Consider the following 6,455-nt stretch of genomic DNA (forward strand, 5'->3'; position numbering starts at 1 on the left):
GGGTCTATCTTACTTGCCCGTCGAGCGCCGCTTCAAGCTTACGGCGCAGTGTGGCGAGGCCGTCAGTCACGCTGCGATCAGCCCCATCGTGCTGCTTGCGCAGGCCCAGGTATTCATGGGTGATGCTGATGGCCGCCAGTACCGCCAGCCGGTCGAAACCCGGGGTCCTGGCATTGGCGCGCAGCTCGCGCATTTTCTGGTCGAGGAAAGAGGCTGCGGCCAGCAGGCCTTCGCGTTCCTCGGGCGCGCAGGCGATCAGGAATTCGCGGTCGAGCAGGCGCAGCGCGACCGGCTCGGAGGCGGGGGAGGGCGTACTGCTCATCAGCCGTTGTTCTCGAGGGCTTTCAATCGTTGGATCATCGCCTCGACGCGGCTGCGCGCCTGGTCGTTGCGCGCCATCAGGCCCGCCCGTTCGTTGGCCAGTTGTTCCTGGCTGTGCCGCAGGCTGCGGTTTTCCTCCTGCAACCGGCGCACGAGTTCCAGCAGGCGGTCCAGCTGCTGGTTCAGGGTGGCCAATTCCTGCTGGACGGGATCGGGCGTGCTCATGGCGTGAAATATAGCAAGCCTGCCGGCGGAAAAGGGTGCGGCGTTCGGCGACCGGGACGCCACGCACGGGCCTCGCGGATTAGACTTGGTGGCCGATTCTCCCGGAGCCCTCCGATGACCGCCACCGACTTCCTCGGTTACGACGAGCTGGACGCCGCCCTCGTGCGGATGCGCATTGGCACCGACGCCAGCGAACTGCACGGTTCGCTGTGCGGCTACCTGGCCGGCGGCGGCGCGCTGGACAAGCGGCCGCTGCTGGCGGCGCTGGAGTTGGAAGGCGACGAGGCGGTTGTCCCGGCCCCGCAGGACCAGGCGCTGCTGGAGCGCCTGGCCGATCAGTCCCGCGGCGAGCTGGCCGATCCGGAGCTCGGCTTCGAGCCGTTGCTGCCGGCCGACGATCGGCCGCTGGCCGAGCGCACCGAGGCGCTGGTGGAGTGGTGCCGCGGCTTCCTCGGCGGCTTCGGCCTGGCCGGCGCCGGTGCCCACGCGCAGCTGTCGGAGGAGGCGCAGGAAATCCTGCGCGACCTGACCATCATCGCCGGTTCCGCCTTCGACTTCGGCGACGAAGCCGAGGACGAGGACGCGTTGATCGAGGTACATGAATTCGTGCGCATGGGGGCCATGTTGTTGTTCACTGAATGCCAGGCCGCGCAGCGTCCGGCGAACGATACGCTGCATTGAGCATCGCCCCGGCCGAATTCGCGCGGCGCCGGCGCCAGTTGATGCGCATGGCCGGCGACGACGCGGCCCTGCTGGTAGCCGCGGCGCCCGAGCGCATGCGCAATGCCGATGCGGCCTGGCCGTACCGGCAGGACTCGGATTTCCACTACCTTTCCGGCTTCCCCGAGGCCGATGCCGTGCTGGCGCTGTTGCCTGGGCGCGCGCATGGCGAGGCGGTGCTGTTCTGCCGCGAGCGTGACCCGGCCCACGAGCGCTGGCATGGCGAGGTGGCCGGCACCGAGCGCGCGGTCAGCGCGTACGGGATGGACGACGCCTTCCCGATCGAGGACATCGACGACATCCTGCCGGGCATGATCGAGGGCCGGGCGCGGGTGTACTGCCACTTCGGCCGTGAGCCGGATTTCGACGCGCGCCTGCTCGGCTGGATGCGCCGGCTGCGCCAGCTGCGCGGCGGCGGCGTGGTACCCAAGGAGTTCGTGGCGCTGGGCCACCTGCTGCACGACCTGCGGTTGTACAAGTCGCGCGCCGAACTGAAGCTGATGCGCGAAGCGGCGGCGATCGCGGCTGAAGCGCACCTGGCCGCCATGGCGTTCGCGCGGCCGGGCCGCTTCGAGTACGAGGTGGAGGCCGAGCTGCTGCGCGTGATGCGCGGCCGCGGCGCGGTGGCGGCATTTCCGCCGATCGTCGCCGGCGGGGCTAACGCCTGCGTCATGCATTACTTGGCCAACCGCGCACCGCTGAAGGACGGCGACCTCTTGTTGATCGATGCCGGCGCCGAAGTGGACTGCTACGCCTCGGACATCAGCCGCACCTATCCGGTCAACGGCCGCTGGTCGCACGAGCAGCGCGCGCTGTACGAGGTGGTGCTGGCCGCGCAGCAGGCAGCGATCGACGAAGTGCGCCCGGGCCGTCCGTTCGATGCCGCGCACCATGCCGCCGTGCGGGTGATCGCCGAAGGGCTGTGTGCCGTCGGCCTGCTCAAGGGCGGCGCCGACGCGGCGGTCGAGAGCGGCGCCTACAAGGCCTTCTTTCCGTCCAAGACCGGCCATTGGCTCGGCCTGGATGTGCACGACGTGGGCGACTACCGCGTCGACGGGCAGGCGCGCCTGCTCGAGCCGGGCATGGTGGTGACAGTGGAGCCGGGCATCTACGTGCCACCGGATGGGCGGGGCGTGGCCGAACGCTGGCGCGGCATCGGCATCCGCATCGAGGACGACGTGGCGGTGACCGCGGCGGGCAATACGGTACTGACCGCGGCGGTACCCAGGGAACCCGAGGAACTGGCCGCGCTGCTGGCGACGCGCCCGGCGCGAGCCGGTTGAGCCAGCCGGCGATGGCCGGGCCTGGGCGGCCGATCGCCTGATAGACTCGCCGGCCCGGCCGCATCGCGCGGTACGGGGGGGCACAGGGGGAAAATCCGCATGACTGTACTGCTCGAAGCACTGGGAGCTCTGGTGCTGGTCGCGCTGGTGCTCCGTGGCGCCGTGGCTTTCGTTGGCGACCTCAGGCGTCGCCGCAACCAGGAGTGATGGATATGGTGCTGGAAATGGCCCGGTCCGGCGGCAGGCCGCGCAAGGGATGGTTCATGCTGGGCGCGCTGCTGTTGGGTGCGCTGGTGTTGCTGATGGCGTTTTTCGGCAGCTTCTACACGGTCGACCAGGGTACGCGCGGCGTGCAGCTGCGCTACGGCGCGGTGATCGGCGTGGCGCAGCCAGGGCTGCACCTGAAGCTGCCGTTCGTGGACGAGGTGAAGTTCGTCTCGGTGCAGAACCAGACCCAGGTCTACGAGAAGCTGGAGGCCTACAGCCGCGACCAGCAGCCCGCCACCATGCGCGTGTCGGTGAGTTTCCACATCCCCGACGACCAGGTGCAGGCGTTGTACGCGCAGTACGGCGGTATCGAGGCGCTGGTCGAGCGGCTGGTCAGCCGCAAGTTGCCGGACGAGCTCAAGAACGTGTTCGGCGGCTACAACGCGATCTCGGTGATCCAGGATCGCACCCAGTTCGGCATCGACGTCAGCAATGCGGTGAAGAAAGGCACCGTCGGCCCGCTGCGCATCGACGGCGTGCAGGTGGAGGAGATCGAGTTCTCGCAGGCGTACGAGGATTCGATCGAGAAGCGCATGATGGCCGAGGTGGAAATCCAGACCAAGCGGCAGAACCTGGACACCGAAAAGATCAATGCCGAGATCTCCGTGACCAAGGCCAGGGCGCGCGCCGATTCGGCACTGGCCGAGGCGACTGCGCAGGCAGAGGCCACGCGCATCCGCGGCGACGCGGAGGCAGCGGCGATCAAGGCACGCGGCGAGGCACTGCGGCAGAACGCCGGCCTGGTGCAGCTGACCGTGGCCGAGAAGTGGGACGGGCGCCTACCACAGACCATGCTGCCCGGCGGCGGCGTGCCGCTGCTCGACCTGCGCGCGACGCAGGGCAAATAGGCAACAAGGCCGGCGGGGCGACTGCTGAAGGGCGGGCATCGGCTCGCCCTCGCCTGCGTGGTGCGCGCTGTCATGGTGGGCTGAAGCCCACCCTACGCAGATGGAAGGGGCCATGAGCCCCGCTCGGGCTGCCTGACGCGGGCAACCAGGGTACGTGGCGCAATGCCGCGGTACCGACGGCATCACGCGCGCGGGCGTAAGGTACGCACCGTCGTGCGCGTACCGCGAGGTTCCCGATGCTTACGGCCGAATTCCTCTCCCGCTTGCAGTTCGCGTGGGTGATGTCTTTCCACATCCTGTTTCCCGCCTTCACCATCGGCACGGCCGCGTGGCTGGCGTTCATCGAGGGCGTGTGGCTGGTCAAGCGCACGGACCTGTGGCGCGACCTGTATTTCTTCTGGCTGAAGATCTTTGCCGTCGCCTTCGGCATGGGCGTGGTCTCGGGCATCGTGATGAGCTTCCAGTTCGGCACCAACTGGGCCGGCTTCTCGATCGCCGCCGGCAACGTGGTCGGGCCGCTGCTCAACTACGAGGTGCTGACCGCGTTCTTCCTGGAAGCCACGTTCCTGGGCGTGATGCTGTTCGGCTGGAAGAAGGTCAGCGATCGCATGCACTTCTTCGCCACCTGCATGGTCTCGCTGGGCACGTTGCTGTCCTCGTTCTGGATCATGTCGGCCAACAGCTGGATGCAGACGCCGACCGGCTACGCCATCCGCGATGGCGTGTTCTACCCGGTGGACTGGTGGCAGGTGATCTTCAACCCCTCCTTCCTGGTGCGCCTGCCGCACATGGTGATGGCCGCGTTCATCTCCACGGCGATGGTGGTCGGCGGCGTATCGGCGGTCTATCTGCTGAAGGGGCGCTTCGTCGACCGCGCCGGGGTGATGCTGAAGCTGGCGCTGGCGTTCCTGGCGATCGTGATCCCGATCCAGATCGTGATTGGCGACATGGTCGGCCTGAAGGTGCGCGAGTATCAGCCGGCAAAGCTGGCCGCGATCGAGGCACGCTGGACCACCGAGAGCAGTGTGCCGCTGGCATTGTTCGCCTGGCCGGACGAAGAGGCGGAGATGAACCGCTATGCGGTGGAGGTGCCACACCTGGGCAGCCTGGTGCTTACCCATTCGTGGGACGGCGAGGTCAAGGGGCTGAAGGATTTTCCGCGCGACGAGCGCCCGCCGGTGGCGATCCCGTTCTTCTCGTTCCGGATCATGGTCGGACTGGGTCTGCTGATGCTGGCGCTGGCGCTGGTCGGCCTGTGGCGATGGAAGCGCGGCACGCTGTTCTCCGGTCGTGGCTACCTGAGGGCGTGGGTGGTGATGATCCCTTCGGGTTTCGTCGCGTTGTTGACCGGCTGGTGGGTGGCCGAAGTCGGGCGCCAGCCGTGGGTGGTGCAGGGGTTGATGCGCACCTCCGAGGCGGCGACAAAACTGCCGGTGGGCAGCGTGCTGGCCTCGCTGATCACTTTCGTGGTGGTCTACATCGGCATCTTCGGTGCCGGCACCTGGTATCTGTTCAAGCTGTTCCGTGATGGTCCGCTGCCGGCGCCGCAACGCGGGCAACCGGCCACGCCGGTGCACGGTGGTCGCCGCCGCACGCCGGCACGGCCGTTGTCGGCGCCGGACGATCCGATGGGAGACTGACGATGGACTGGGCGACCCTGCTGCCGGTGGTGTGGTTCTTCATCATCGGCTTCGCGGTGATGATGTACGTGTTGCTGGACGGCTTCGTGCTGGGGCTCGGCATCCTGCTGCCGTTCGCCGACGACGAGGGCCAGCGCGACCACATGATGAACACCGCCGCGCCGATCTGGGACGGCAACGAGACCTGGCTGGTACTCGGCGGCGCGGGGCTGATGGCGACCTTTCCCAAGGCCTATGCCGTGGTGCTTTCGGCCCTCTACCTGCCGATCCTGCTGATGCTGATCGCGCTGATCTTCCGCGGCGTGGCGTTCGAGTTCCGCTTCAAGGCGCACAGCTCGCGCTGGCTGTGGGGCGTGGCCTTCAGCGTGGGCTCTGTGCTCACCGCGCTGGCACAGGGGTTGATCCTGGGCGCGCTGGTGGAGGGCATGCCCCTGACCGGCGGCAAGTACGTGCAGGGCGCGTTCGGCTGGTTCAGTCCGTTCGCGGTGATGACCGCGGTGGCGGTGGTGTTCGGCTATGCGTTGCTTGGGGCGACCTGGCTGGTGCTGAAGACCGATGGGCGGCTGCAGCGGATCGCGTTCGACCTCACCCGCCCGCTGATGCTGGCGGTGATCGGCTTCATGCTGATGGTCAGCGCATGGCTGCCGTTCCTCGATTCGCAGTTGATGGAGCGCTGGTTCACCGGCGCGCACATGTTGTGGCTGTCGCCGGTGCCGATCCTCACCGCAGTCAACGCCGTGCTGCTGTGGCGGGCGGTGCTGAAGAACCGCGAGGTGCAGCCGTTCGTGCTGGCGCTGTGCTTCTTCGCGCTCGGCTTCATCGGGCTGGTGGTGGGCATGTGGCCGAATATCGTGCCGCCGAGCATGAGCATCTGGGATGCCGCCTCGCCGCCGTCCTCGCAGGGTTTCGTGCTGGTGGGGGCCGCGTTCCTGATTCCGGCGGTGCTGGCCTATACGGTGTATTCGTACCGGGTGTTCCGCGGCAAGGTGCTGGCGGGCGAGGGCTATCACTAGCGCGTCGCCCTTGTAGATACTCTGTTACCGGTCAACCCCTAGCGAGGTGGCAGGCGCTGAACAACTTGGTGGGATCGAAGGTCTCGCCGCGTTGCATGCAGGCCCACAGACCGGTGAGGTACTTGCGCATGACTGCGG

General features: G+C 67.7%; 7 protein-coding genes. 5 read left to right on the forward strand and 2 right to left on the reverse strand.

Annotated features, from left to right (window positions below; translation table 11 throughout):
• Positions 1–4 precede the first annotated feature (4 nt).
• Positions 5–322, reverse strand: a complete 318-nt coding sequence (locus tag OSC30_RS03680; RefSeq protein ID WP_267170468.1) for a cell division protein ZapA — start codon at positions 320–322, stop codon at positions 5–7.
• Complete coding sequence (locus OSC30_RS03685) at positions 322–546, reverse strand: TIGR02449 family protein (protein WP_267170469.1); 225 nt, start codon at positions 544–546, stop codon at positions 322–324. Before OSC30_RS03685 ends, OSC30_RS03680 begins: the two co-directional genes overlap by 1 nt.
• 114 nt (positions 547–660) lie before the next feature.
• On the opposite strand from OSC30_RS03685, the gene OSC30_RS03690 reads away from it, so the two are divergent.
• The 5 genes from OSC30_RS03690 (at position 661) to cydB (ending at position 6,317) form a co-directional block, all read left to right on the forward strand.
• Positions 661–1,227 carry a UPF0149 family protein gene (locus OSC30_RS03690; RefSeq protein WP_267170470.1) on the forward strand — a complete coding sequence of 189 codons (567 nt, stop codon included), beginning with the start codon at positions 661–663 and terminating at the stop codon, positions 1,225–1,227.
• Positions 1,185–2,549, forward strand: coding sequence for an aminopeptidase P N-terminal domain-containing protein (locus tag OSC30_RS03695; protein ID WP_267170471.1), 1,365 nt, complete (start codon positions 1,185–1,187; stop codon positions 2,547–2,549). The genes OSC30_RS03690 and OSC30_RS03695 overlap by 43 nt, the downstream gene beginning before the upstream one ends.
• Before the next feature lie 206 nt (positions 2,550–2,755).
• Entirely contained in the window at positions 2,756–3,664 is a 909-nt protein-coding gene (locus OSC30_RS03700; RefSeq protein ID WP_267170472.1) for a prohibitin family protein, read from the forward strand.
• Between the two features lie 236 nt (positions 3,665–3,900).
• Positions 3,901–5,304 (forward strand): cytochrome ubiquinol oxidase subunit I, encoded by a 1,404-nt coding sequence (locus tag OSC30_RS03705; RefSeq protein WP_267170473.1) that lies wholly within the window; start codon positions 3,901–3,903, stop codon positions 5,302–5,304.
• A gap of 2 nt (positions 5,305–5,306) precedes the next feature.
• Entirely contained in the window at positions 5,307–6,317 is a 1,011-nt protein-coding gene (gene cydB, locus OSC30_RS03710) for a cytochrome d ubiquinol oxidase subunit II (RefSeq protein ID WP_267170474.1), read from the forward strand.
• Positions 6,318–6,455 lie beyond the last annotated feature (138 nt).

This window comes from Frateuria hangzhouensis, assembly GCF_026410505.1.
GTDB classification, from domain to species: domain Bacteria; phylum Pseudomonadota; class Gammaproteobacteria; order Xanthomonadales; family Rhodanobacteraceae; genus Frateuria_A; species Frateuria_A hangzhouensis.

Coding starts and splice junctions, on each gene's coding strand:
- OSC30_RS03680 (WP_267170468.1), bottom strand. CDS start 322: ATGAGCAGTACGCCCTCCCCCGCCTCCGAGCCGGTCGCGCTGCGCCTG.
- OSC30_RS03685 (WP_267170469.1), bottom strand. CDS start 546: ATGAGCACGCCCGATCCCGTCCAGCAGGAATTGGCCACCCTGAACCAG.
- OSC30_RS03690 (WP_267170470.1), top strand. CDS start 661: ATGACCGCCACCGACTTCCTCGGTTACGACGAGCTGGACGCCGCCCTC.
- OSC30_RS03695 (WP_267170471.1), top strand. CDS start 1,185: ATGCCAGGCCGCGCAGCGTCCGGCGAACGATACGCTGCATTGAGCATC.
- OSC30_RS03700 (WP_267170472.1), top strand. CDS start 2,756: ATGGATATGGTGCTGGAAATGGCCCGGTCCGGCGGCAGGCCGCGCAAG.
- OSC30_RS03705 (WP_267170473.1), top strand. CDS start 3,901: ATGCTTACGGCCGAATTCCTCTCCCGCTTGCAGTTCGCGTGGGTGATG.
- cydB (WP_267170474.1), top strand. CDS start 5,307: ATGGACTGGGCGACCCTGCTGCCGGTGGTGTGGTTCTTCATCATCGGC.